Source organism: Sphingopyxis sp., from assembly GCF_025869345.1.
Taxonomy (GTDB): Bacteria; Pseudomonadota; Alphaproteobacteria; order Sphingomonadales; family Sphingomonadaceae; genus Sphingopyxis.
This window is the reverse complement of the sequence record NZ_JAOZVW010000149.1, coordinates 1-23,697: the sequence shown is the minus strand read 5'-3', so window position 1 is coordinate 23,697 and position 23,697 is coordinate 1. Positions and strand designations below refer to the sequence as shown.

21 protein-coding genes and 1 tRNA gene are annotated in these 23,697 nt (G+C 67.3%); 6 read left to right on the top strand and 16 right to left on the bottom strand.

The window, feature by feature from the left end; translation table 11 throughout:
• The first annotated feature begins 62 nt into the window (after nt 1-62).
• A complete protein-coding gene (locus tag OJI97_RS16705) occupies nt 63-1,226 on the top strand; it encodes a glycosyltransferase (protein ID WP_297665350.1) in 1,164 nt (387 codons plus the stop codon).
• Nucleotides 1,227-1,247: 21 nt separating this feature from the next.
• On the opposite strand, the gene secF is transcribed toward OJI97_RS16705, so the two are convergent.
• The 3 genes from secF to yajC are packed head-to-tail and all read right to left on the bottom strand — an operon-like array spanning nt 1,248 to nt 4,239.
• Entirely contained in the window at nt 1,248-2,228 is a 981-nt protein-coding gene (gene secF / locus OJI97_RS16700) for a protein translocase subunit SecF (RefSeq protein WP_297665348.1), read from the bottom strand.
• An 18-nt stretch (nt 2,229-2,246) separates the two neighbouring features.
• Complete coding sequence (secD, locus tag OJI97_RS16695) at nt 2,247-3,860, bottom strand: protein translocase subunit SecD (protein WP_297665346.1); 1,614 nt, start codon at nt 3,858-3,860, stop codon at nt 2,247-2,249.
• Between the two features lie 49 nt (nt 3,861-3,909).
• Nucleotides 3,910-4,239 carry a preprotein translocase subunit YajC gene (gene yajC, locus OJI97_RS16690; RefSeq protein ID WP_297665345.1) on the bottom strand — a complete coding sequence of 110 codons (330 nt, stop codon included), beginning with the start codon at nt 4,237-4,239 and terminating at the stop codon, nt 3,910-3,912.
• A 341-nt stretch (nt 4,240-4,580) separates the two neighbouring features.
• Between yajC and OJI97_RS16685 the strand changes: the two genes are divergently transcribed.
• Nucleotides 4,581-4,657, top strand: a tRNA-Pro gene (locus OJI97_RS16685).
• 109 nt (nt 4,658-4,766) lie between these two features.
• On the opposite strand, the gene OJI97_RS16680 is transcribed toward OJI97_RS16685, so the two are convergent.
• The gene (locus tag OJI97_RS16680; RefSeq protein ID WP_297665344.1) at nt 4,767-5,111 is read right to left on the bottom strand and encodes an EF-hand domain-containing protein; all 345 of its coding nucleotides are present in this window, start codon (nt 5,109-5,111) and stop codon (nt 4,767-4,769) included.
• A 98-nt stretch (nt 5,112-5,209) separates the two neighbouring features.
• Entirely contained in the window at nt 5,210-6,187 is a 978-nt protein-coding gene (locus OJI97_RS16675; RefSeq protein ID WP_297665342.1) for an NADPH:quinone oxidoreductase family protein, read from the bottom strand.
• Between the two features lie 72 nt (nt 6,188-6,259).
• Between OJI97_RS16675 and OJI97_RS16670 the strand changes: the two genes are divergently transcribed.
• Both OJI97_RS16670 and OJI97_RS16665 read left to right on the top strand, forming a co-directional pair.
• The gene (locus OJI97_RS16670) at nt 6,260-6,829 is read left to right on the top strand and encodes a glycosyl hydrolase 108 family protein (RefSeq protein WP_297665340.1); all 570 of its coding nucleotides are present in this window, start codon (nt 6,260-6,262) and stop codon (nt 6,827-6,829) included.
• 64 nt (nt 6,830-6,893) lie between these two features.
• Nucleotides 6,894-7,307, top strand: a complete 414-nt coding sequence (locus OJI97_RS16665; RefSeq protein WP_297665338.1) for a holin family protein — start codon at nt 6,894-6,896, stop codon at nt 7,305-7,307.
• A gap of 324 nt (nt 7,308-7,631) precedes the next feature.
• Here the strand turns inward: OJI97_RS16665 and OJI97_RS16660 are convergent, their stop codons facing one another.
• The 11 genes from OJI97_RS16660 to dapA form a co-directional block, all read right to left on the bottom strand.
• Nucleotides 7,632-8,105: an SRPBCC family protein gene (locus OJI97_RS16660; protein ID WP_297665336.1), complete on the bottom strand. Its 474-nt coding sequence runs from the start codon at nt 8,103-8,105 to the stop codon at nt 7,632-7,634.
• Nucleotides 8,102-10,756 (bottom strand): alanine--tRNA ligase, encoded by a 2,655-nt coding sequence (gene alaS, locus OJI97_RS16655; RefSeq protein ID WP_297665334.1) that lies wholly within the window; start codon nt 10,754-10,756, stop codon nt 8,102-8,104. Before alaS ends, OJI97_RS16660 begins: the two co-directional genes overlap by 4 nt.
• Nucleotides 10,757-10,828: 72 nt before the next feature.
• Nucleotides 10,829-11,422: a hypothetical protein gene (locus tag OJI97_RS16650; RefSeq protein WP_297665332.1), complete on the bottom strand. Its 594-nt coding sequence runs from the start codon at nt 11,420-11,422 to the stop codon at nt 10,829-10,831.
• Nucleotides 11,412-12,038, bottom strand: a complete 627-nt coding sequence (locus tag OJI97_RS16645) for a glutathione S-transferase family protein (protein ID WP_297665331.1) — start codon at nt 12,036-12,038, stop codon at nt 11,412-11,414. Before OJI97_RS16645 ends, OJI97_RS16650 begins: the two co-directional genes overlap by 11 nt.
• A gap of 655 nt (nt 12,039-12,693) precedes the next feature.
• Nucleotides 12,694-13,767, bottom strand: a complete 1,074-nt coding sequence (gene recA / locus OJI97_RS16640) for a recombinase RecA (protein WP_297665329.1) — start codon at nt 13,765-13,767, stop codon at nt 12,694-12,696.
• A gap of 182 nt (nt 13,768-13,949) precedes the next feature.
• Nucleotides 13,950-14,300: a response regulator gene (locus tag OJI97_RS16635; RefSeq protein ID WP_297665327.1), complete on the bottom strand. Its 351-nt coding sequence runs from the start codon at nt 14,298-14,300 to the stop codon at nt 13,950-13,952.
• Nucleotides 14,293-16,653 (bottom strand): response regulator, encoded by a 2,361-nt coding sequence (locus OJI97_RS16630; protein WP_297665325.1) that lies wholly within the window; start codon nt 16,651-16,653, stop codon nt 14,293-14,295. Before OJI97_RS16630 ends, OJI97_RS16635 begins: the two co-directional genes overlap by 8 nt.
• Nucleotides 16,654-16,760: 107 nt before the next feature.
• Nucleotides 16,761-18,791: a M13 family metallopeptidase gene (locus OJI97_RS16625; protein ID WP_297665323.1), complete on the bottom strand. Its 2,031-nt coding sequence runs from the start codon at nt 18,789-18,791 to the stop codon at nt 16,761-16,763.
• 113 nt (nt 18,792-18,904) lie between these two features.
• A complete protein-coding gene (locus OJI97_RS16620; protein ID WP_297665321.1) occupies nt 18,905-19,492 on the bottom strand; it encodes a DUF2062 domain-containing protein in 588 nt (195 codons plus the stop codon).
• A 50-nt stretch (nt 19,493-19,542) separates the two neighbouring features.
• Nucleotides 19,543-20,028, bottom strand: coding sequence for an SsrA-binding protein SmpB (gene smpB / locus OJI97_RS16615; RefSeq protein WP_058817028.1), 486 nt, complete (start codon nt 20,026-20,028; stop codon nt 19,543-19,545).
• A gap of 10 nt (nt 20,029-20,038) precedes the next feature.
• Complete coding sequence (gene dapA, locus OJI97_RS16610) at nt 20,039-20,914, bottom strand: 4-hydroxy-tetrahydrodipicolinate synthase (RefSeq protein WP_297665318.1); 876 nt, start codon at nt 20,912-20,914, stop codon at nt 20,039-20,041.
• Between the two features lie 100 nt (nt 20,915-21,014).
• On the opposite strand from dapA, the gene OJI97_RS16605 reads away from it, so the two are divergent.
• Both OJI97_RS16605 and greB read left to right on the top strand, forming a co-directional pair.
• Complete coding sequence (locus tag OJI97_RS16605) at nt 21,015-23,039, top strand: lytic transglycosylase domain-containing protein (protein WP_297665316.1); 2,025 nt, start codon at nt 21,015-21,017, stop codon at nt 23,037-23,039.
• Between the two features lie 107 nt (nt 23,040-23,146).
• Nucleotides 23,147-23,632 (top strand): transcription elongation factor GreB, encoded by a 486-nt coding sequence (gene greB / locus OJI97_RS16600; protein WP_297665314.1) that lies wholly within the window; start codon nt 23,147-23,149, stop codon nt 23,630-23,632.
• Nucleotides 23,633-23,697 lie beyond the last annotated feature (65 nt).

Genomic DNA, 23,697 nt, shown 5'->3' with positions numbered 1-23,697 from the left:
GTTTATGCCTGCTCTGGATTGCTTCGCTCCGCTCGCAATGACGCGCGAAGTGGAACAGCGGCGTGACCCTCCGCATCCTCTCCATCGCCACGCTCTTCCCCGATGCCGCGCGGCCGACCTTCGGCCTGTTCGTCGAAAGAAGCCTGCAGGCGCTCGCCGCGCAGCCGGGCGTCGAACTCACCGTCGTCGCGCCGGTCGGCCTGCCGCCCTTCCCGCTCTCGCTGCACCGCCGTTACTGTGCACTCCGCAACCTTCCGCGAACCGAACAATGGAACGGCCTCACCGTCCATCGTCCGCGCTTCGCGCTGGTTCCGCGCTACGGCGCGCGCTTCAACCCGGCGCAGGTCGCGCGCGCGGTGCTGGCGGCGGTGCGCGGCCAGGCGTTCGACGTCGTCGACGCCGAATTCTTCTACCCCGACGGCCCCGCCGCGATGCGCGTCGCCGCGGCGCTCGGCCTGCCCTTTTCGGTCAAGGCGCGCGGCGCCGACATCAGCCATTTCGGGCATGATCCGTCCAGCAAGGCCGCGGTGCTGAAAGCCGCCGATCGCGCCGCGGGCCTGCTCGCGGTCTCCGATGCGATGCGCCGCGACATGGGCGCGATCGGGATCGATGCCGCCAAGGTCGCGGTCCATTACACCGGCATCGACACCGCGCGCTTCCACCCCGGCGACCGTGCCGCCGCGCGCGCCGCGCTCGGGATGGGCGACGGCGCCGTCATCGCTACCGTGGGCGCGCTCATCCCCCGCAAGGGCCAGGCGCTGGTGATCGAGGCGCTGCCCGCGCTTCCCGGCGTTCATTACTGGCTCGCGGGCGCGGGTGAAGAGGAAGGCCGCTACCGCGCGCTGGCCGATCGGCTCGGCGCCGCCGACCGCGTCCATCTGATGGGGTCGGTCGCCAACGCCGATCTGCCGCTTCTCTATCGCGCGGCCGACGTCGTCGTCATGCCGTCGGTCAGCGAAGGGCTTGCCAACGCCTGGGTCGAAGCGCTGGCCTGCGGCACGCCGATCGTGATCAGCGAGGCGGGCGGCGCCGCCGAACTCGTCACCTCGCCCGTCGCCGGGCGCATCGTCCGGCGCACGCCGCAGGCCATCGCGGCGGCAGTCCAGGACATCCTCGCCGCCCCGCCCGCCCCGGCCGATGTCGCCGCCAGTCTTGGCGGCCGCTTCGACTGGGACCGCAACGGCCGCGAACTGGCGGAGCATCTCCGCCGCTGCGCGAGCAATTAAATAGGGACAGTCCCTATTTAATCACACCACCGCGCCGTCGTCCTTGCGGGTGATGCGCTCGGCGCCTTCGGTCGCGGCGCTGGTGCGCGGGACGAAGCTCTGCGGACCGACCTTCAGCCACACCAGCACCGGCGTCGACATCAGGATCGACGAATAGGTGCCGACGAAAACGCCGAACAGCATCGCCGCGGTAAAGCCGAAGATCACGTCGGGGCCGAAGACGAGCAGCACCCCAAGCGCCAGCATCACCGACACGCTGGTCATGACGGTGCGCGACAGCGTTTCGTTGATGGAGAGATTGAGCAAAGGCACGATCTCCATCTTGCGATATTTCTTCAGATTCTCGCGCACGCGGTCATAGACGACGATCGTGTCGTTCAGCGAATAGCCGACGATCGTCAGCAGCGCCGCGATGCTGTTGAGGTCGAACTGAAGCTGCGTCACCGCGAACAGGCCAAAGGTCAGCGCCACCTCGTGGAACAGACGACCGAGCGCGCCGACGCCGAACTGCCATTCGAAGCGAATCCAGATATAGATCGAGATGCCGATCATCGCGAGCGCAAGGCTGAGCGCGCCGGTGCGGATCAGCTCGCCCGACACCTTGCCCGACACCGTCTCGACCGAGCCGGTGTGCGCGGTCGGAAAGGCCTTGTGGATGCCGTCGACGAGCTGCTTGCCCGCGCGGTCGGCCGCCGCCTTGTCGCCTTCGGGCAGCGCGGTGCGGATCGCCACCGCCTTGTCGGACCCGAATTGCTGGATCGTCGCTTCGCCGAGGCCGATGTCGCCGACCTTTTCGCGAATCTCGTCGATCTTCGGCATCGTGCCGGGGAATTCGACGCGGACCGACTGGCCGCCGACGAAATCGACACCCAGGTTGAGGCCTTTCACCGCGACCAGCGCGATCGATATGGCGACGAGGATGAAGCTCGCGGCCGACGCGACTTTCCGCCACCGCAGAAAATCGATATTCGTGTCCTCGGGGACGAGTTTCAGCAGACGCATCGTTTCGCTCCCTTTCTCTTAAATGGTGATCGTCGCCGGACGCTTGGCATGGAGCCAGCGGGCGGCAAACAGACGCGTGACGGTGACGGCGGTGAAGACGCTGGTGACGATGCCGATGGTCAGCACCACGGCAAAGCCCTTGATCGGGCCGGTGCCGAACCAGAACATCAGCGCCGCGGCGATGACGTTGGTGACGTTCGCGTCGAAGATCGCGCGACTCGCTTCGGAATAGCCGAGCTCGACCGCCTGAAACACGCGTCGCCCTCGTTTCAGTTCCTCGCGTATGCGTTCGTTGATCAGCACGTTCGCGTCGACCGCGGCGCCGATCGTCAGCACGAAGCCCGCGATGCCGGGCAAGGTCAGCGTCGCGTTGAACCCCGCCATGATCGCGATGATCAGGAAGATGTTGAAGAAGAGCGCGAGGCACGCATAGACGCCGAAGCGGCCATAGACGATGAGCATCAGCACGAGCACCGAGACCGTCGCGATGATGCCCGCGATCGCGCCCTTGCGGATCGAATCGGCGCCAAGCTCCGGCGTCACCGTCCGTTCCTCGACCACCGTCATCTTGACCGGCAGCGCGCCCGAACGGAGCGAGATGGCGAGGTTGTTCGCGGTGGCGACCGAGAAACTGCCCGAAATCTGGGCGCTGCCGCCCAGGATCGGCTCGTTGATCGACGGCGCCGACAGCACCCGGCCGTCGAGCACCATCGCGAACCGCTTGCCGACATTCTGCGCCGTCACCTTGGCAAAGGTCGCCGACCCGCCCGAATCGAAGCGGATGTTGACGACGGGCTGGCCCGACTGTCCGTCATAGCCCTGCTTCGCGTCGAGAAGCTGTTCGCCGCTGATCATCACCTGGCGGCGCAGCACCTCGAACGGGACGCCGGCGCCCGCGCCCTCGGCATAAGGGACGATCTCGCTGCCCACCGGCACGCGGCCCGCCGCGGCTTCATTGGGGTCGGCATTGGCGTCGACCATGCGGAATTCGAGCCGCGCGGTCTTGCCGATCAGATCCTTCAATTGCTGCGGGTCCTGAAGGCCGGGCACCTGAACGACGACCCGGTCGTCGCCCTGGCGGATGATCGTCGGTTCGCGCGTGCCGAGCGCGTTGACGCGCTTGTCGATGATATCGCGCGCGGTATCCATCGCGTTGGCGATCGCCTGCTTCTGCCCCGCCGCGGTCGGCGTCAGCACCAGACGCGTCGTATCGACGACATCGATCCGCCAATCACGCTGGCCGGTCATCCCCGCGCCGCCCGTCTCCTTGAACAGCCGGTCGCGCGCCTCGTCGAGTTGCTTCTGGTCGCGGACGAGGAAGCTGATCTTGCCGCCCGCGGTCGACAGTTCGCCGATCGCGATGTCGTCGTCGGGTCCGCGCTCGCCGCGCATCGCCGCGCGCACGGTCTTTTCCATGTTGGCGAGTTGGGTCTTCTGGAGATCGGAGACGTCGGCCTCGAGCAGCAGATGGCTGCCGCCCGCAAGGTCGAGGCCCAGATTGACCTTCACCTGCGCGAAGGACGGCAGCTTGTCGAAGGTCTTTTCGGGCAAAAAGCTGGGAATGGTGAAGAGGATGCCGAGCAGCAGGATGATGCTGATGCCGATGGTCTTCCAGCGCGGGAAATCGAGCATAGGGAAATTCCGGTTCTGGGCGCCGCCGACGCCGGCGGCGCCGGAGGCGTCAGTCGTTCGCGGGCTTCGCGCCAGGCTGCAGGACGTCGGAGATGGTCGATTTCACCACCTTGATCTTCACCCCCTGCGCGATTTCGATGTCGGCGAAATCATCGTCGACGCGCGTCACCTTGCCGACGATGCCGCCACCGGTCACGACCTGATCGCGCGGCTTCACCGCCGCGATCTTGGCACGATGCTCCTTCATCCGCACCTGCTGCGGGCGGATCAGGAAGAACCAGAAAACGACGAAGATCAGCAGATAGGGCACCAGCATGATGAAACCGGCGGCCCCGCCCCCGGAGCCAGCCGCCTGGGTCAGAAGCAGATTGGTCGACATGAATGAAAGACTTTCTCTTTGCAGCATCACCCCCTCCCCCCGGGAACGGGCGCGCAAATAATGGCGCGGCGCCTATCACGCGGGGAATTTCGACGCAACCGCTCGCTGCGCGCCCTCCCCCTCGCGGGCGGGGCCGAGATGGGGAGGCGCATCCGGGGATCAAGCCCAAAGATAAATCGTCATTGCGAACGAAGCGAAGCAATGACGGGAAAGGCCCAACCGGACAGAGTCCGCTACCCCCCCTGCATCGTTCGCACGCTCTGAACCATTTCGCCGGGGCGAACCCGCTTGCATCCCCCGCCAAGCCGCGCTAGGGGCCTCGCCTGCCCAATCGGGCCGGTCGGGACGTAGCGCAGCCTGGTAGCGCATCACACTGGGGGTGTGGGGGTCGGAGGTTCGAATCCTCTCGTCCCGACCAATATGATCCATAATGTTTGCGTGGCGAAAGCGCCGCCCGATGCGGGCCGGCGCCGGGATCGCGCGCCCTCCCCGCCCGCAAGCAGGAGGGGAAGGCGCGGCGGGTTGGTTCAGTTCGCGTCGCCGGGCTCGTCCGGGCCCGGCTCGTCCTGCGGCGGCGGCGCGGCGCGCGCCTTGCGCATCGATTCCATCTCGCCCTTGTCGATGAAACCGTCGCCGTTGGCGTCGAGATGCTTGAAGAAAGCATCGACCCTTTCGGGCGAGGCCAGCGACGCGTCGCCCTGCCGCTCGGCGCGCATTTGCGCCATTTTGGTGATCTCGGCCTTGTCGAGCTTGCCGTCGCCGTTGCTGTCCATCATGTCGAACATGCGGCCGCCGTCGTGCGGGGGCTGCGCGGAGGCGGCAATCGGCAGCGCCGCGCCGAACATCACGGCCGTCAACATCAATCTCTTCATTTCCCATCCTTCATCTCGTTCGGCGAAACCGCCGGGGCACCCCGGCGCGGAGATGGGGGCGCGAATGTCGCAAAATTATGGCAGCCGGAAACGGTTCGTCACGGCCGCAGCACGACCTTCCCCACCACCTCGCGCCGTTCGAGCATCGCGAAGCCTTCGCGCCAGTCGGCAAGGTCGAGCGCGGCGTGAACATGCGGGCGAATCCGTCCCTCGGCCGCGAGCGCGTCGATCGCCGCGACATTCTCCGCGCCGCGCTCGGGAAAGCGCCGGCCATATTCGCCCGCGCGCACCCCGACGACCGAAAAGCCCTTGATCAGCGGCCGGTTCACCGACACCTCGGGGATGCGGCCTGACGCGAATCCGATCACCAGCAAGCGCCCGCCGAAAGCGATGCAGCGCGTCGATTCGTCGAAGACGTCGCCGCCGACGGGGTCGAAGATCACATCCGCGCCCTTGCCGCCGGTCAGCGCCTTCACTTCCTCGCGGAAACCGGGTTCGGCCGCGATCACCGCGTCGGGGGCATAGGCGCGCATGATCGCGTCGCGCTTGGCCGCGCTGCTCGCGGCCGCGAGCACCCGCGCGCCGAGCGCCCTGGCCAGATCGACCGTCGCCAGCCCGACGCCGCCCGCCGCGCCGTGGACGAGCAAGGTTTCGCCCGGCTCGATCCGCGCGCAGCGGACGAGCGCGACATAAGCGGTCAGATAAGCGACCGGATAGGCGGCGGCTTCGTCCCAGCCCAGCGCTTCGGGCTTGCGCCGCAGCGCCGCCGCGGGGACGAGAGCATATTCGGCCATCGCGCCGAAGCGATTGCCGCCGACCACCGCGTCGCCCGCGCGCCAGCCGGACACGCCCTCGCCCACCGCATCGACCTCGCCCGAAAACTCCAGCCCCGAAACGAAGGGCAGATCGGGCTTCAACTGATAATCGCCGCGCGTCATCAGCAGGTCGGGAAAATTCACCGCCGCCGCGCGCACCCGCACCCGCACCTCGCCCGGCCCCGGCTCGGGAACCGGCAGATCGGCGAGCGCGGCGCCCGCATGGCCGGGCAAGAGTTCGCGCACCTGCAAAGCCCGCATGGAGAAAAACCTTTCCTACATTGTTCCCATATGGTTCGTTGTATCCATCCAACGAACCCGAAGGAGCGAATCATGCCACGACCCGACCCGTCGAGCTGCGACGCCGACGCGCTGATCGATGCCGTCATCGACCGCGAAGGCCGCTATGTAAACCATCCCGCCGATCGCGGCGGCCCGACCTGCTGGGGAATCACCGAAGCGGTCGCGCGGTCGCAGGGCTATGCGGGCGCGATGCGCGAGCTGCCGCGCGCCGAGGCCGCGTCGATCTATCGCCGCCTCTATTGGCTGCGCCCCGGCTTCGACAAGGTCGCGCTGCGTGCCCCGAAGGTCGCCGCCGAGCTGTTCGACACCGGCGTCAACATGGGCACCGGCACGGCGGCGGGCTTTCTCCAGCGCGCGCTCAACGCGCTCAACCGCGCGGCGCGCGATTATCCCGACATCGCCGTCGATCGCGAGATCGGCCCGCGCACGCTGTCGGCACTCGACGGCTTCCTTCGGGCGCGCGGGACGAGCGGCGAAACCGTGCTGCTGCGCGCGATGGAGGCGCTGCAAGGCGAACGCTACATCGCCCTCGCCGAACGCCGCCCGAGCCAGGAGGCCTTCCTCTACGGCTGGCTGGCCAACCGCATCGGGAATGCGTGACGGGTATCATTTTACCGGGACGTATCGTGAACTTTGACAACTTCCAGCAAAAGGACAGCGAAACATGAGCATCATCACCGGCCTGATCGGCCCCGTCGCCAAGCTGATCGACAAGATCATTCCCGACCCCGAAGCGCGCGACCGCGCCAAGCTCGAACTCTTGAAGCTCGAGGGCAGCCAGGAAATGGATGCGATCAAGACGCGGATGACCGCGATCGTCGCCGAGGCGAACAGCGCCGACCCCTGGACCAGCCGCGCGCGGCCGAGCTTCCTCTATGTCATGTATGCGCTGCTGCTGTGGGCGATCCCGATGGGCCTGATCGCCGCCGCGCGCCCCGAGATGGCGAAAAGCATCGCCGAGGGCATGAATGCCTACCTCGCGGGCATCCCCGAACCGCTCTACGCGCTCTTCGGCACCGGCTATCTCGGCTACACCGCTGCGCGGGCATGGGGTCAGGCGAAAGGCGTGAGCGGCTGAAAGCACCGCCGAAATAGCCGTGTGCACCCGCGAAGGCGGGTGCCCATCACCGAACGGCGCTATTTTGAACCGACAGGAGATGGGTCCCCGCCTGCCCAGAAGGGGCAGTTTATCCTGAGCGCCGCCGCAGGCGGCGTCGAAGGGCGGGAACACGATCTTTGAATGTTCACGCGGAGACGCGGAGCCGCGGAGAAGAAAATATTCGCGCAGAGATCGCGGAGCAGGCTGAGAAAAAGAAAGGGCGGCAAAGCCGCCCATCTCCTTTTTCCTCCGCGTCTCCGCGTCTCCGCGTGAACCAAATCCTCTGCGATCTCTGCGCGAATCCTATTCCACTACCGCCGCCAGATTGGCCAGCGAGCTATTCAGCCCCGCCTGATGATCCTTCGCCGAAATCCCCGGCGGCACCTGATGCGCGTCGATCGTCACCAGCGTGCCGCCGCCCTTTCGCGACAGATACCAGTGCATCGCCATCGTCCCCGAAAAGCGCGGATCGTCGGACTCGAACTCGACCTCCCAGACGATCAGCCGCCCGTCGTCGAGCGTCGGGATCTGCACCTCGACGATGTCGCTGTCGTCGTCGCTCTTGGTCTCGATATCGGGATCGTCGAACGTCAGCCGCAGCCGGAACCCGCCCCCTGCGCGCAGGTCGCAGTGATCGAACGTCCCGGTCGCGCCCTCGGGCGGCAGCCAGCGCGCCAGTTTCGCGGCGCTGGTGAAGGCCGCGAACACATCGGGCAGCGGCGCCGCGATCAGCCGTTCGGCGTGATCGGTGCGCCGCGTCTTCTTCGTCGGTTTCAAATGGTCGCCGCCAGCGCCGCGATGACCGCCGCGACCGCATCGTCGGCGGCCTTGCCGTCGGGCCCCCCGCCCTGCGCCATGTCGGGGCGTCCGCCGCCGCCCTGCCCGCCGAGCGCCGCGACCGCGGCCTTGACGAGATCGACGGCATTGTGGCTCGCGGTCTTGTCGTCGGTCACCCCGACCGCGACCGACGCGCGCCCGTCGTTGACCGCGACGAGCATCGCGACGCCGCTGCCGACCTGTTGCTTGAGCCCGTCGACCGTGCCGCGCAGTTCCTTGGGGTCGAGCCCATCGACGACCTGCGCGAGGAAGGCGGTGTCGCCGACCTGCTCGACCGCCGGCGCGCCGCTCGCCGCTCCGCCGCCGCCCATCGCGAGAGCTTTCTTCGCGTCAGCCAGCTCGCGCTCGGCCTTCTTCAATTGCTCGGCGAGCGCCGCGACGCGCGCGGGCACCTCGTCGGGCGAGGTCTTGAGCGCCGCCGCCGCGCTCTTCAGCGCCTCGTCGCGCGCGGTCAGCCATTGCCGCGCCGCTTCGCCGGTCAGCGCCTCGATGCGCCGCACCCCCGACGAAACCGCGCTTTCGCCGACGATCTTGAACAGCGCGATGTCGCCCAGCGCGCGGACGTGCGTTCCGCCGCACAGTTCGACCGAATAGCTATGGTCGTCGGTCTTGCCCATGCTGAGCACGCGCACCTCGTCGCCGTATTTCTCGCCGAACAGCGCCATCGCGCCCGCCGCGATCGCATCCTCGGGGGTCATCAGCCGCGTCGTCACCGTTTCGTTGGCGCGAATCTGCGCGTTGACGTCGGCCTCGATCGTCGCGATCTCCTCCGGCGTCAGCGCCTTCGGGTGGGAGAAGTCGAAGCGGAAGCGATCCTCGGCAACGAGACTCCCCTTCTGCGTCACATGCTCGCCGAGCCGGCCCCGAAGCGCCGCGTGCAGCAGGTGCGTCGCGCTGTGATTGGCGCGGATGCGGTCGCGCCGCGCGGCGTCGACGGCGAGCTGCACCGTATCGCCGACCTTCAGCGTCCCCCCCTCCAGCTTCGCCTGATGCGTGTGCAGGCGGCCGAGCGGCTTGCCGGTGTCGCTGACATTTGCCTTCACGCCATCCAGCGTCGCGATCGTCCCCGCGTCACCCATCTGGCCGCCGCTCTCGCCATAGAAGGGCGTCTGGTTGGTCAGCACGACGACCGCGTCGCCGGCTTTCGCTTCGTCGACCGACTTGCCGTCCTTGACCAGCCCGATCACCGTCGCTTCGCCCGCGGTCGAGGTGTAGCCGGTGAATTCGGTGCTGCCGTTCGCCTCGGCGAGGTCGAACCAGATTTCGTCCGACGCCTTGTCGCCGCTGCCCTTCCACGCCGCGCGCGCTGCCGCCTTCTGCCGCGCCATCGCCGCGTCGAAGCCCGCGCGATCGACCGCGATGTCCTGCGCGCGCAGCGCATCCTCGGTCAGGTCATAGGGAAAACCGAACGTGTCGTAGAGCTTGAACGCCGTCTCGCCGGGCAGCGTGTCGCCCTTGCCCATGCCCACCGTCGCCTCGTCGAGCAGGCGCAGCCCTTTGTCGAGCGTCTGGCGGAATTTCGTCTCCTCGCGCTCCAGCGTCTCGGCGATCAGCGGCTGGGCGCGGATCAGCTCGGGATAGGCGGCGCCCATCTCGGCGGTCAGCGACGGCAGCAGCCGGTGCATCAGCGGGTCCTTCGCACCGAGCAGATGCGCGTGGCGCATCGCGCGGCGCATGATCCGGCGCAGCACATAGCCGCGCCCCTCGTTCGACGGCAGCACGCCGTCGGCGACAAGGAAGCTCGACGCGCGAAGATGGTCGGCGATCACGCGGTGGCTCGCCTGCGTCGCGCCCTCGGCCGGGACGCCGGTCAGGTCGACCGACGCCGCGATCAGCGCCTTGAACGTGTCGGTGTCGTAATTGTCGTGGACGCCCTGCATCACCGCCGCGATGCGTTCCAGCCCCATGCCGGTGTCGATGCTCGGCCGCGGCAGGTCGAGCCGCTCGCCGCCCGGAAGCTGCTCATATTGCATGAACACCAGATTCCAGATCTCGACGAAGCGGTCGCCGTCTTCCTCGGGCGATCCCGGCGGGCCGCCCCAGATATGGTCGCCATGGTCATAGAAGATTTCGCTGCACGGCCCGCACGGCCCGGTGTCGCCCATCGACCAGAAATTGTCGCTGGTCGGGATGCGGATGATGCGCTCCTCGGGCAGTCCCGAAATCTTGCGCCACAGATCGAACGCCTCGTCGTCGGTGTGATAGACGGTCGCGGTCAGCTTTTCCGCCGGCAGCCCCCAATCCTTGGTCAGCAGCGTCCAGGCGTGCGTGATCGCCTGCTCCTTGAAATAGTCGCCGAAGGAGAAATTCCCCAGCATTTCAAAGAAGGTATGGTGCCGCGCCGTATAGCCGACATTGTCGAGGTCGTTGTGCTTGCCGCCCGCGCGCACGCATTTCTGCGACGAGGTCGCGGTGCTGTAGGGGCGCTTCTCCAGCCCCGTGAAGACATTCTTGAACGGCACCATGCCCGCGTTGACGAACATCAGCGTCGGGTCGTTGTACGGCACCAGCGGCGCCGAGGCTTCGATATGATGTCCCGCCTCCCCGAAATAGTCGAGGAAGGAACGGCGAATGTCGTTGGTCGATGTCATGCGCGCGAATTAGGGATTTTGCGGCGATGCGACAAGTCGGTTAGTGGCGATGACGCTGATCGGCGCCTTCATTCAGAAAGAGGTCGCGATCCCCTTGCCCAGATAGCAGGGCAGCTGATGCAGCACATCGGCCTTGGGCACGCCGTCCTCGATCAGTTCGGGCGGCACTTCGGAGGTGTCGGTGCGCACGACGGTGAAGGGGCTCGCGGGGTCGGTGCGGTGGACGACGACATAGCCGCAATCCATCGAGCCGTCCTTGCGGTCGCCGCGAAAATCGAACGCCGCGTAAAGCCCCGGCGGCTGGCCCGCGGGGTCGGGATACCAGCTCAGCCGCAGGATGCGGAGCTTGCCGTCGGCCCACAACGCCGAACGCTTGCGCAGGTTCATTTCCCATTCGAGCCGCGGGTTCGACGCCTGGAACGACAGGCGCAGCATCGCATAGGCGGCGGCATAGTCGCGCCGCGCCAACGCCGCGGTATAGGTAGCGAAGCGGTCGATCGCCCCCTCCTCGTCGGCCGCGGTTGGCGCGAAGGTCCCGCCGTCGGGGACGACGATATTGCGCTCGACCTCGGGGCCCAGCGCCGGCGGCGCGGCAAGCGCGGCCGAGGTGCCCGCGAACAGCAGCGCCGCCGCCGCGGCGATAAGGCCCCGGTGTTCAATAGCCATAATAGGCCCCGCCCTTGTCGCGTGCGCGGCGCCATGCCGGCCGGTCGTGGCAGGCGTTCACGAAATTCGCGAGCTTGGGATAGCGCGGCGCCATGCCCTGCATGATCGCGACCTCGGCGGGAAAGCTCAGCATCACGTCGGCCGCCGACAGGCTGGAGCCGACGAAATGACCCGCGTCGCTCACCCGGCTTTCCATATAGGCGAAATGCGAATCGAGCTGCTGCGCGATGCGCGCTTCGAGCGGCGCCGCCGCCGCGCCGAGCCGCGCGGTATAGAGGCGCAGCAGGATCGGCGTCATCGCCGACCCTTCGGCGAAATGCAGCCATTCGAGGTGGCGGACATGATCGTCGGTGCCGCGTTCGGGGACGAGCGCGCCGCCGCCGTGGCGTTCGCACAGATATTCGACGATCGCCCCCGATTCGGTGATCACCTTGCCGCCGTCCTCGATTACCGGCGATTTGCCGAGCGGATGCACCGCGAGCAGCTCGGGCGGCGCGAGATTGGTGACCGGATCGCGGTCGTAGAATTTGATTTCATAGGGTGCGCCGATCTCTTCGAGCAGCCAGAGGATGCGCTGCGAACGGCTGTTGTTGAGGTGGTGGACGATCAGGCTCATCGCATTCTCCTTGGCGCCGCACCCGGCCGGGCGGCGCAGGTTTGGGGCCGATAATGATTTGAAGCGGCCGGGCGCAGAAAGGAAGACAATTCGCGCAGAGACGCAAAGAGCGCAGAGATTATAGTTCGCGCGGAGATGCGGAGACGATGGCCGCGACCGATAGGCCGCTTCCCGCCCGCCGCGGAGCGTTCGTCGCAGCGTTGCGGGAACAGGGGCCCGTCGCGGCCGACTCCGCCGCTTCGCGCCTCTGTGCGAACGTCGAAAGCGGGATCCCGGGTCAAGCCCGGGATGACGAGAGGAGGGACGCAAAGCGGCCGGTAAGCGGCGGCCCGCATCTCATCACTTCGTCATTCCCGCGAAAGCGGGAACCCAGGGCGTGCGTCTGCTGATCCCACACTGGGTTCCCGCTTTCGCGGGAATGGCGAAGAGAGGGAACGAAGGGGAATGGCCGCTTCCCAACCCATTTTCCGTCGCCACCACCAGACCGCCAAACCGCAAGCCGCATACCGATCGGCGGCGAATCAACGGCGGGCGGGCCGACCTGCGAGAGGGACAGGTGCAGGTGCGATGCAGCCGCAAGGAGGCTGCGGGGCCCGCCGCCGTCGGCCGGCCGGTCCATGGGAGGGGAAACCGGCCGGATGGCGTTCAGGGTCGATCAATCGTCGCCGTCGTCGTCGGGGCCGGCCATCATCTCTTCGGCCACCGCGTCGGTGCGTGTGCGGATCGCGCTTTCGAGGCGCTGCATCAGCTCGGGATTCTCGGTCAGGAAGGTCTTCGCATTCTCACGGCCCTGGCCGATGCGGATCGAATCATAGCTGAACCAGGCGCCCGATTTCTCGACCAGCCCAGCCTTGACGCCGAGGTCGAGGATTTCGCCGATCTTGGAAATGCCCTGCCCGTACATGATGTCGAACTCGACCTGCTTGAACGGCGGCGCGACCTTGTTCTTGACGACCTTGACGCGCGTCGTGTTGCCGACGATCTCGTCGCGATCCTTGATCTGGCCGGTGCGGCGGATGTCGAGACGGACCGAGGCGTAGAATTTGAGCGCGTTGCCGCCCGTCGTCGTCTCCGGATTGCCGTACATCACGCCGATCTTCATGCGGAGCTGGTTGATGAAGATCACCATGCAGCGCGAGCGGCTGATCGATCCCGTCAGCTTGCGCAGGCTCTGCGACATCAGGCGCGCCTGGAGGCCGACGTGGCTGTCGCCCATCTCGCCCTCGATCTCGGCGCGCGGGACGAGCGCGGCGACCGAGTCGATGACCAGCACGTCGATCGCGTTCGATCGCACCAGCGTGTCGACAATCTCCAGCGCCTGCTCGCCGGTGTCGGGCTGCGACACGATCAGTTCGTCGATATCGACCCCCAGCTTCCGCGCGTAAACGGGGTCGAGCGCATGTTCGGCGTCGACGAAGGCCGCGGTGCCGCCCATCTTCTGCGCCTCGGCGATGCAATGCAGCGCAAGCGTGGTCTTGCCCGAGCTTTCGGGACCATAGATTTCGATGACGCGGCCGCGCGGCAGGCCGCCGACCCCCAGGGCGATGTCGAGCCCGAGCGATCCGGTCGAAACCGCCTCGACCTGCATCGCTTCCTTCGAGCCCAGCTTCATCACCGAGCCCTTGCCGAACGCGCGATCGATCTGCGCGAGCGCGGCGTCGAGCGCCTTCTGCCTGTCCGTTCCGTTCACTGATTTCCCCGATTCGACGAGTGACAATTGTCCGGCCATTGCCGTCCCTTTCCTGCTCTAGAGCGACCGCGGAAGCATCGCAACGCCTGCCTCGTGTGCCACATTTGTTCTCATGGAACAAGAGGGGAACATGCAATATCCTGAAATCGTCATTGCGAGCGAAGCGAAGCAATGACGAAGAGCAAGGACGACGGCGGCCCCCGCCTCTGCGGGGCGACGATTCAGGCGCCGAACTCGGCGATCGCCGCCTCGATGTCGGTCAGGCGGAACGGCTTGGTCACCAGCCGCCGGTGCGCGTGCGCGGGCGGGATCACGTCGCCGCCGCCCGAGGTGAAGGCAAAGGGAATGCCCTGCTCCGCGAGCGCGTCGGCGATCGGCCAGCCCTTTTCGTCGCCGAGGTTGATGTCGATCAGCGCGCCGGCGAGCGATTCGGCGGCGATGACCGCCAACGCTTCATCGTTGGTCGTCGCCTGCGCGGGCTCGGGCAGGCCGAGCGCGTCGAACATATCGGCCAGCATCATGCCGATCAGCACATCGTCCTCGACGAGCAGGATACGCGGCGCGTCAGCCATGGCCCGCCCGATGCGCCGCCTCGTCGAGCGCCGCCGACACCGCCTCGGTCAGTTGCGCGACCGAGAAGGGCTTCGGCAGGAAGGCGACGTCGGCGATATCGATCGACTGGCGGAGCTGCTCCTCGGCATAGCCCGACATGAACAGCACCGGCAGCGCCGGCCGCTTCGCGCGCATCGCGCGCACCATTGCCGGGCCGTCCATCGTCGGCATCACGACGTCGCTGACGATCAGGTCGATCTTTTCCATCCCGGCGAAACGCTCCAGTCCTTCCTCGCCCTGTGAGGCGGTGACGACACTGTAACCCGCGCGGGCCAGCGCGCGTTCCGCGACCGCGCGCACCATATCCTCATCCTCGACGAGCAGGATCGTGCCGGTGCCCCATTGGCTCTTCTTGGGCTTCACCGGCGCCGCGGGCACGGCGGGCGCCCCGGCATCGGCGCGGTGGACGGGGAGATAGATGGTGAAACTCGTCTCCCCCGGCCGGCTGTCGGCGAAGATGAAGCCCGCCGACTGCTTGATGATGCCATAGACGGTCGACAGGCCGAGCCCGGTTCCCTTGCCGACATCCTTGGTGGTGAAGAAGGGCTCGAAAATCTTGGGCAGCACATCGGCGGGAATGCCGCTGCCGGTGTCGCTGACCTTGAGCGCGCTATAATCGGCGGGGGGCATGAACTCATTGCCCATCTGGCGGACGTCGGCGGCCGACACCGGATAGGTCTCGATCGTCAGCGTTCCCGCGCCTGCCATCGCGTCGCGCGCATTGACCGCGAGGTTGATGATCACCTGTTCGAGCTGCCCCGGGTCGGCGCGCACCGCGCCGAGGCCGCGGCCGTGATGCACCATAAGCTGGACCGTATCGCCGATCAGCCGCTTGAGCAGGTGCGACACCTCCGAAATCACGTCGGGAAGCTGCAAAATCTGCGGACGCAGCGTCTGCTGGCGCGAGAAGGCGAGCAATTGCCGCGTCAGGCTGGCGGCGCGGTTGGCGTTGCTGCGGATCTGCTGGATGTCGTCATAATCGCTGTCGCCCGGCGTGTGGCGCATCAGCATCAGGTCGCAGGCGCCGAGCACCGCGGTCAGGATATTATTGAAATCATGCGCGACCCCGCCCGCGAGCTGGCCGACCGCCTGCATCTTCGACGCCTGTGCGACCTGGCGCTTGAGCCGCGATTCCTCGCTCGAATCCTTGAGGCTCAGCAGCACCGCCGCCTCGCCGAGCCCGCGCACGCCGACGACGCGCATCGACACCGGGTCGTCGCCCTGCCCGATCAGCCGGATCGACAGGTCGCCGCCGACCTGCTGGCCGCTGCTGTGGCGGCGGATCATGTCGGCGAGCGGCCCCTTGTCCTCGCCGACGACCAGGTCGCCGGGATAGCGCGGCGGGCGGCCCTCGCCGATCCCCGCGGCGCGGAGGAAGGCGCGGTTCATATAGAGGAAGCGGCCGTCGCGATCGACCAGCGCGAGCCCGAAGGGGAGCAGCGACAGCAAGGTCTCGACATAGGTCTGCGCGGTGCCGCGGTCGGCGGGCCCCATTTCCTCGTCGAGCATCGCGAGCAGCACCGGGCCATGGCCGTCGGCCGGCGTCAACGGAATCTGGAGCATCCGCACCGGCGTCGCGCGGTCGCCCTCGCGCGCGAAGTAAAGCGTGCCCGCGTCGTCGAGCCGCAGCATCGCGGCGACGTCGCGTCCGGCATAATGCGCCTGGTCGCCTTCGTCGAAGGCGCGGAGCAGAAAGGCCTGGTTGGCGGTGCGCAGCCGGCCCTCGGCGCTGACCAGCGCCGCCATGATCCCCGCGCGCGCCAGCGTCCGGCCGGCCGGCCCGTCGAGGTGGCGCATCACTTCGCTCGTCAGGTCGAGCCGTTCGAGCGCGGCGAAGCGCCAGACGAGATAATCCTCGGCCTGCCCGGTCCGCGTCACCTGCGCCTGCAATTGCAGCGGCCCGACCGCGATGTCGCTGGCGTGCCCCTCGCCATCGCGCCACGCGGCACGCCCGGCGTTCTTGAGCAGGTCGGCGCCGCGTCCGTCGAGCGGCAGCCCCGGCGGGGTCACGAAGCCGCCCATCCACGTCGCGAACAAATCGTTGGCGCAGACGAGCCGCCCGGCGCGGTCGGTCACCGCGATCGCGACATCGTCGTGGTTGACCGCCGCGCGCAGCATCGTCCAGTCGGGCAGCGCCGCCTCGCCGCCGGCCGCGGCCGGAAACAGCCGCCGTGCGAGGATCAACCCGCCCGCGGCAATCGCAAGTCCGGCGAGGAAACCGGCGGCCAGCACCGCATTCCCCGTCGCCCAGAACAGCAGCGCGACCGACAGCAAGGCAAGCCCGCCGATGAGCGCGGCATCGAGCCGCGACAACGCCGCAAGCGCCGGCGGCGGCCCCGCGGAGCCCGCCCCCCGACTGAAATCTCCATCAGCGGCAGGCAGGCTTGGCGCGGTCAACGGCACTCTCTTTTATGGGCGCATCACCAGATGCGGACGCGATCCTTCGGCGCCAGATAGAGTTTCTGGCCCGGCTTGACGTTATAGGCCTTATACCAAGGGTCAAGGTTGCGCGAGACCCAGGCTCGCTGAATCGACGGCGAATGCGGGTCGGTCGTGATGCGCTGCGACAGATTCTGCTCGCGATAGTTGCGCCGCCACACCTGCGCCCAGCCGAGGAAGAAGCGCTGGTCGCCGGTCAGCCCGTCGATCACCGGCGCTTCCTTGCCGCCGAGCGACTTCTTGTAGGCGTCATAGGCGATCGTCAGGCCCGCAAGGTCGCCGATATTCTCGCCGAGCGTGAAGGTGCCGTCGAGATGTTCGCCGGGCAGCACTTCATAGGCGTCATATTGCGCGACGAGCGCCTTGCTCGCGGCCTCGAACGCCTTGACGTCGGCGGGGGTCCACCAGTCGGCGAGCTTGCCCGTCTCGTCATATTTGGCGCCCTGGTCATCGAAATGATGGCTGATCTCGTGGCCGATGACGGCGCCGATGCCGCCATAGTTGATCGCCGCGTCGGCCTTCGGATCGAAGAAGGGCGGCTGCAGGATCGCGGCGGGGAAAACGATCTCGTTCATCCCGAAATTGGCGTAGGCGTTGACCTCCATCGGGGTCATCCCCCATTCCCAGCGGCGGATCGGCCCGCCGAGGCGGCTGATATTGTCGTCATGCGCGAACTGGTTCGAACGCAGCGCATTGCCGAACAGATCGTCGGCCTTGATCTCCAGCTTGCTGTAATCCTTCCAGCGGTCAGGATAGCCGATCTTGGTCGTGAAATTGGCGAGCTTCTTCTTCGCCTTCACCTTGGTCGCGGGCTGCATCCACGTCAGATTGCCGATCCGCGCGTCGAGCGCCGCGAGGACGTTCTTCACGAGGACATCCATCGCCGCCTTGGTTTCGGGCGGGAAATATTTCGCGACATAGTCCTGGCCGACCGCTTCGCCCAGATTGTTGGTGGTGAAATCGACCGCGCGCTTCCAGCGCTCCTGCATCTGCGGCGTCCCCGACAAAGCGGTGCCATAGAAGGAGAAGGCCTCCTTCGCCACCGCGTCGGGCAGCACGTCCGAAAAGCCGTCGAGGCTGCGGACGAGCAACGCGTCGCGCAGCACGCCGATCGGTGCGTCGGCGATCAGCTTCGCCTCGCCGGTCAGCGCGCTCGGCTGCGCGACCAGGATCGTGTCCTCTTTAACGCCGACGCCGCGGATGAAGGCCGTCCAGTCGAAACCCGGCGCGGCCTTGGTCAGGTCGGCGATCGTCATCTTGTTATAGACCTTGGTCGCGTCGCTGCTGTCGTTCTTGTCCCAGTGGACGGTCGCGACCTGCTTTTCGAAGTCATAGATCGCCTTGGCGCGCGCCGCGGCATCCTTTTCGCCCGCCAGCGTCAGGACATTCTCCAGATGCTTGAGGTAGGCGGCCTGCAGCTTCAGGTTGCGCTCGCCGTCCTTCAGATAGAAATCGCGGTCGGGCATCCCGATGCCGCCCTGGAACATGGTGTAGATATAGACATCGGGATTCTTGTCGTCCTGCCCGACATAGCCGCCGAAGAAATGCGACACGCCGCTGCGGTCAGCCTCGGCGAGCAGCGCGGGGAGCCCGGCCTTGTCGACGGCGCGGATCTTGGTCAGCCACGGCTGGATCGGGGCCAGCCCCTTCGCCTCGACCGCCGCCGAATCGAGATAGGCGGCATAGGCGCGGCCGATCATGCTGTTCGGGTCGCCCTTGGCGGCCTCGAGAATCTCCTGCGTGCGCTTCTGCGACAGGTCGGCGAGCGCGGTGAACATGCCGTAATTCGACTTGTCGGCCGGGATCGCGGTATCCTTCGCCCAGGTGCCGTTGGCATAGGCGTAGAAATCGTCGCCGGGCTGGACGCTCTTGTCCATGCCCGAGAAATCGAAGCCGAAATCGCCGATTTCGGGCTTGGCGGCGGTGTCCGCCGCGGGCGCCGGAGCGGCGGCGTCCTGAGCGAAAGCGGGTGCCGCCGTCAGCAGCATCGCGCCAAGCGCGGCGGTCGCCATCAGGCGCGAAGAAAGGTTCAAAGTCATGATATTCCCCAGATAGACAGTGCGAAGGGCGCGCCGCGGCGCGATCTTGCGATGGGAACAGCTATAGGCGCGCGGGCGACTACGGTTCAACCGGCGGCGGTGTCGCTCGTCGATGCCTCAAGTCGTTGGTCGCGCGCGCGGCGGACCTTGCGCCGCCAGCGCAGGCGAATCCAATTGTCCCAGATGACCGAGGCCAGAATATAGCCGACGACCGCCGAGGCCGCCGAAATCACGAACAGTCCGCCCAGCCCGCCGAGCAGCGCCGGCCCTGCGTTCGCGGTGAACCATTGCCACCAGTCCGAAAGCGAGGCCGAACGTTCGTAGAGCGCATAGAGCCCCGCCATATTGGTGTGCATCCCGAACAGCACATTGCCGAGCCAGACCGACGCGGCGAGGATCAGCGGGGTCGTCACCGGGTTCGACAGAAAGGTCATCGCCGCGCCGATCGGAATATTGGCGCGGAACGGCAGCGCGAGCAGCGCGACGCCCAGAATCTGCACGCCCGGGATCAGGAAGAAGATGCCGACGAACAGCCCGAGCGCGGTGCCGCGCCGCACCGAGGTGCGGGTGAAGCGCCACAAATGGCTGTGCGCGACGCGGTGCGCAAAGGGTTTGACGAAGCGGCTCGCCAGCAATTCCTCGCGCGTCGGCGAGTTGCGGCGAATCCAGTTCATCAGGAACGCCTTGTCCCGGGATTTCGGGTCGCGCGGCTGGCCTCCCCCGCTCATCCGCGATCCTTCATCAGCCGTTCCTTGTCGCGCTTCCAGTCGCGTTCCTTGATCGATTCGCGCTTGTCGTGCGCCTTCTTGCCCTTGGCGAGCGCCAGTTCGACCTTGGCGCGGCCGCGGCTGTTGAAATAGACCGACAGCGGGACCAGCGTCATCCCCTGCCGCATCACCCCGGCGTGCAGCTTGTTGATCTCGCGCCCGTTGAGCAGCAGCTTGCGCGGCCTCTTGGGCTCATGATTGAACCGATTGCCGTGGCTGAATTCGGGGATGTTGGCGTTGATCAGCCACACCTCGCCGCCCGTCACCTCGGCATAGCTTTCGGCGATCGTCCCCTCGCCGAAGCGCAGCGATTTGACCTCGGTCCCCTGCAACGCGATCCCCGCCTCGAACACCTGTTCGATGGCATAGTCGAAGCGCGCGCGCCGGTTCTCGGCGACGACCTTCTTCTTGTCGAATTCGGCGGCGGACTGCGGACGGGCCATGAAACGGAACCTAGATTACTCCCGCCGCGGACAATGCGGCATCGACGGCCTTGCGCGATGCATCGGACGCCGGGATGATAGGTAGGCGCACTTCGGGCGAAAACCAGTCGTGGACGCGCGACAGCGCATATTTGACCGGGCCGGGCGACGCGTCGGAGAACATCGCCTTGTGCAGGTCGAACAATCGGTCGTGCAGCGCCAGCGCGCCGGTCCAGTCGCCCGCAGCACAAGCCGCGGCGAAATCGGCGCAGAGGCGCGGCGCGACGTTGGCGGTGACCGAGATGCAGCCGACACCGCCGAGCACCGCGTGCGGTAGCCACAGATCGTCGTTGCCGCTGAGCTGGCAGAAATCGGCGCCTGCCCCCGCGCGGTGGACTGTCACGCGGGCGAGGTCGCCGCTGGCATCCTTGATCGCGACGACCGACGGGATTTCGGCGAGCCGGCACATCGTCTCGGCGCTGATGTCGGTGACGGTTCGGGCCGGGACGTTGTAGACGACGATCGGCAGGTCGCTCGCCTCGGCGAGCGCGTGGAAATGCGCGAGCAGCCCCTCCTGGGTCGGCCGGTTGTAATAGGGCGCGACGACCAGCGCCGCATCGGCCCCCGCCGCCTGCGCGTGACGCATGTGGCGGATCGCGGTCGCGGTGTCGTTCGATCCGCAGCCGGCGATCACCGGCACGCGCCCCGCCGCCGCCGCGATGCAGGTGTCGATCACCTGATAATGTTCGTCGAAACCCAGGGTGGGGCTTTCGCCGGTGGTGCCGCACGGCACGAGCGCGCTCGTTCCTTCGTCGATCTGCCATTCGACCAGCCGTTTGAACGCCGATGCATCGAACGCACCGTCGCGAAATGGCGTCACCAAGGCGGGAATCGACCCCGAAAACATGCTCTGCTCCTTTACAAGGACTCCGCTCGACCGATAGAAGATCGAAGCGCGCTCGCTATTGGACGCCTATTCAGCGCCCCGCAAGGAGTTTGCTACTAAGATGCCCGGCATGATTTCGCTGCCTTCGATTTCCCGCCTGGCTCTGGCTCTGGCTCTCGCCCTTCCGACCGTCGCTCACGCCAGCGAACTCACCCCCGAACAAATGGCGTGGTATCGCGCCCAGATGGGGCTCGCGGCCCAGTCGGGGGCGCCGCCGTCGACGAATTCGGTCGGCGATGCGGTGCTCGAATGGCGGCGCCTCACCGCGACCAACACCGCCTCCTTCGACCAGCTTTCGCGCTTCCTGATGGCGAACCGCGACTGGCCCGACGCCGACAAGCTGCGCGTGCGCGCCGAAAAGGCGATCGCGCTCGACAGCTACGACCCGCAGCGCACCCTCGCCTTCTTTCAGGCCTATCCGCCGCGCACGCCGAGCGGCGAGCTGCGCTATGCGCTGGCGCTCAAGGCCGCGGGCCGCCGCGAGGACGCCAATGCCGCCGCGCGCCGCGCCTGGACCGGCGGCATCATCGACGAGATGGAGGTGAGCCGCGCGCTCAGCCTCTTCCCCGGCGTCTTCAGCCTCGCCGACCATGACGCGCGCATGGACCGGCTGCTGTGGACCAGCGCGACGATCGCGGCGGGCCGCCAGCTTCCCTATGTCTCGCCCGAAAAGCGCGCGGTGTTCGCGGCGCGCCTCGCGATGCGCAGCGGCGCGGTCGATGCCGCGCTGCAGGCCTCGGCGGTCGAAAGCGCCAATCCCTCGCTCACCCGCACCGATCCCGGATACATCACCGCCAAGGCGACCTGGCTGCGCAAGGCGGGCCGCGTCGGCGAAGCGCGCGCGCTGCTCGCCGCCCCGCGCTCACTGGCGAAGGCGCCGACCGACGCCGAGGAATGGATCGAAACGCTGCTCACCAATGCGCGCCAGGCCGACGCCGCGGGCGACAAGCTCACCGCCTATAATATCGCCAAACAGATCGACGACAGCTTCGCGCCCGGCGTCGTGATCCGCGAGGAACCGCTCGGGGTGCGCGACGACTATACCTCGCTCGCCTGGCTTGCCGGCCAGCTCGCCTTCAAGAGCCTCCGCCGTCCCGGCGAGGCGGTGCGGCTTTACGCCGCCTATGGCGAGGCCGCGCGCTCGGCGCAGACGCGGACCAAGGGTTTCTACTGGGCGGGGCGCGCCGCGCTCGCCGCGGGGGATCGCGACACGGCGAACCGCTATTTCAACGACGCCGCGCAGCATTACGACCAATTCTACGGCCAGCTTTCGCTCGAACGGCTCGGCCGGCCGCAGCCCAAGCCGACGCCGAACCCGACGATCACGGTCAACGGCGACGAACGGCGGGCGTTCGACGACAACCGGCTGGTGCGCGCCGCGCGCGCGCTGGGCGAGATCGGCGCGTGGCGCGAGCAGTCGCAGTTCCTCCGCGCCATCGCGCAGCGCGCGACCACGCCCGCCGACCATGTCCTCGCGGGCCAGCTCGCGTCGTCGATCGGCCGGCCCGACCTCGGCGTGATGATCGGCCGCAGCGCGCAGGCGAACAGCCTCGACGCGGTCGAGGTGTCGGGCTTCCCGACCGTGCGCGTGCCCTCGGGCCACGAGGGCAACTGGACCTTCATCCACGCGATCACGCGGCAGGAAAGCCAGTTCGACCGCCAGGCGATCAGCCACGCCGGCGCGCGCGGGATGATGCAGCTCATGCCCGGCACCGCGCGCGAAGTCGCAGGCAAGCTGGGCCTCAGCTACGACGCGGGCTCGCTGACCAGCGACACCAATTACAACCTCACGCTCGGCTCGACCTATTTCCAGCAGATGCTGAGCTATTTCGGCGGCAGCTATCCGCTCGCGGTCGCGGCCTATAATGCCGGGCCGGGCAATGTGAACAAATGGCTGCGCGCCAACGGCGATCCGCGCAATGGCGGCATCGACATGATCGACTGGATCGAGGCGATCCCGATCTTCGAGACGCGCAACTATGTCCAGCGCGTGCTCGAAAACGCCGTCGTCTACGACACGCTGCGCGACCGCCCGCTCCCCAGCGCTCCGCTGAGCTTCTACCTCGGCAAGCGCAATCCGGGATAATGATGATCACACCGTCCTCCCGGCGAAGGCCGGGATCTCGCCCTCGCGTGTGAATGCATCGGCGAGATCCCGGCTTTCGCTGGGATGACGATTTGGGGGCAAGGCCGATGGCCGGAGAGAAAACAAACATCATCAGCCCGGCGGGCTTCGCGGCGCTGCGCGCCGAATATGACGCGCTGTTCGGGCAGGAGCGGCCGAAGCTGGTCGAAACGATCAGTTGGGCGGCGGGCAATGGCGACCGCAGCGAAAATGGCGATTATATCTATGGCCGCAAGCGGCTGCGCGAGATCGACCGGCGGCTCGGCTTCCTCGCGCGGCGGATGAAGGCGGCGCGCGTCGTCGACCCCGCGGCGCAGCCCGACAAGGACCGCATCTGGTTCGGCGCGACGGTCGAACTCGCCGATGACGACGACGCGCGCCGCATCGTCACGCTGGTGGGCGACGACGAGGCCGATGCCGGGGCCGGCCGGATCGGCTGGAACAGCCCCCTCGCCCGCGCGCTGCGCGGCGCCGCGGTCGGCGACCTGCGCACCGTGCAGCTTCCCGCCGGGCCGAAGGAGTGGGAGGTGATGGCGGTCCGCTATCCCGGATAAATTCATCCCGCGTCATTGCGAGCGAAGCGAAGCAATCCAGAGCCTGCGTAAACCGCCCTGGATTG

What these genes read in the sequence shown, in the direction of transcription:
- secF (WP_297665348.1), bottom strand. Translation starts at nt 2,228, where the DNA reads ATGCGTCTGCTGAAACTCGTCCCCGAGGACACGAATATCGATTTTCTG.
- secD (WP_297665346.1), bottom strand. Translation starts at nt 3,860, where the DNA reads ATGCTCGATTTCCCGCGCTGGAAGACCATCGGCATCAGCATCATCCTG.
- yajC (WP_297665345.1), bottom strand. Translation starts at nt 4,239, where the DNA reads ATGTCGACCAATCTGCTTCTGACCCAGGCGGCTGGCTCCGGGGGCGGG.
- OJI97_RS16680 (WP_297665344.1), bottom strand. Translation starts at nt 5,111, where the DNA reads ATGAAGAGATTGATGTTGACGGCCGTGATGTTCGGCGCGGCGCTGCCG.
- OJI97_RS16675 (WP_297665342.1), bottom strand. Translation starts at nt 6,187, where the DNA reads ATGCGGGCTTTGCAGGTGCGCGAACTCTTGCCCGGCCATGCGGGCGCC.
- OJI97_RS16670 (WP_297665340.1), top strand. Translation starts at nt 6,260, where the DNA reads ATGCCACGACCCGACCCGTCGAGCTGCGACGCCGACGCGCTGATCGAT.
- OJI97_RS16665 (WP_297665338.1), top strand. Translation starts at nt 6,894, where the DNA reads ATGAGCATCATCACCGGCCTGATCGGCCCCGTCGCCAAGCTGATCGAC.
- alaS (WP_297665334.1), bottom strand. Translation starts at nt 10,756, where the DNA reads ATGACATCGACCAACGACATTCGCCGTTCCTTCCTCGACTATTTCGGG.
- OJI97_RS16650 (WP_297665332.1), bottom strand. Translation starts at nt 11,422, where the DNA reads ATGGCTATTGAACACCGGGGCCTTATCGCCGCGGCGGCGGCGCTGCTG.
- OJI97_RS16645 (WP_297665331.1), bottom strand. Translation starts at nt 12,038, where the DNA reads ATGAGCCTGATCGTCCACCACCTCAACAACAGCCGTTCGCAGCGCATC.
- recA (WP_297665329.1), bottom strand. Translation starts at nt 13,767, where the DNA reads ATGGCCGGACAATTGTCACTCGTCGAATCGGGGAAATCAGTGAACGGA.
- OJI97_RS16635 (WP_297665327.1), bottom strand. Translation starts at nt 14,300, where the DNA reads ATGGCTGACGCGCCGCGTATCCTGCTCGTCGAGGACGATGTGCTGATC.
- OJI97_RS16625 (WP_297665323.1), bottom strand. Translation starts at nt 18,791, where the DNA reads ATGGCGACCGCCGCGCTTGGCGCGATGCTGCTGACGGCGGCACCCGCT.
- OJI97_RS16620 (WP_297665321.1), bottom strand. Translation starts at nt 19,492, where the DNA reads ATGAACTGGATTCGCCGCAACTCGCCGACGCGCGAGGAATTGCTGGCG.
- smpB (WP_058817028.1), bottom strand. Translation starts at nt 20,028, where the DNA reads ATGGCCCGTCCGCAGTCCGCCGCCGAATTCGACAAGAAGAAGGTCGTC.
- dapA (WP_297665318.1), bottom strand. Translation starts at nt 20,914, where the DNA reads ATGTTTTCGGGGTCGATTCCCGCCTTGGTGACGCCATTTCGCGACGGT.
- OJI97_RS16605 (WP_297665316.1), top strand. Translation starts at nt 21,015, where the DNA reads ATGCCCGGCATGATTTCGCTGCCTTCGATTTCCCGCCTGGCTCTGGCT.
- greB (WP_297665314.1), top strand. Translation starts at nt 23,147, where the DNA reads ATGGCCGGAGAGAAAACAAACATCATCAGCCCGGCGGGCTTCGCGGCG.